The organism is Streptococcus sp. HMSC078H03, from assembly GCF_001808655.1.
Classification (GTDB): domain Bacteria; phylum Bacillota; class Bacilli; order Lactobacillales; family Streptococcaceae; genus Streptococcus; species Streptococcus salivarius_G.
Genome location: NZ_KV794118.1, coordinates 1 through 292, shown reverse-complemented (window position 1 = coordinate 292; position 292 = coordinate 1). Strand labels below are relative to the sequence as shown.

Here is a 292-nt window from a genome sequence, read left to right as displayed (position 1 = left end):
AAAATGCACCCTAGAGGAGTCGAACCTCTAACCGCCTGATTCGTAGTCAGGTACTCTATCCAGTTGAGCTAAGGGTGCTCATTATTATATTATGCCGAGGACCGGGATCGAACCGGTACGAAAGTTTCCTTTCGCAGGATTTTAAGTCCTGTGCGTCTGCCAGTTCCGCCACCCCGGCTCCTCAAGCGAACGACGGGATTCGAACCCGCGACCCCCACCTTGGCAAGGTGGTGTTCTACCACTGAACTACGTTCGCATTTTATGCCGGCTACATGACTTGAACACGCGACCC

Annotated in this window: 3 tRNA genes; all 3 read right to left on the bottom strand. The window is 53.1% G+C overall.

The features are described from left to right. Positions 1-4: 4 nt before the first annotated feature. Positions 5-78, bottom strand: a tRNA-Arg gene (locus HMPREF2607_RS09330). 14 nt (positions 79-92) lie between these two features. Next, a tRNA-Leu gene (locus tag HMPREF2607_RS09325) sits at positions 93-178 on the bottom strand. A 6-nt stretch (positions 179-184) separates the two neighbouring features. After that, positions 185-256 (bottom strand) — tRNA-Gly (locus tag HMPREF2607_RS09320). Between the last annotated feature and the right edge of the window lie 36 nt (positions 257-292).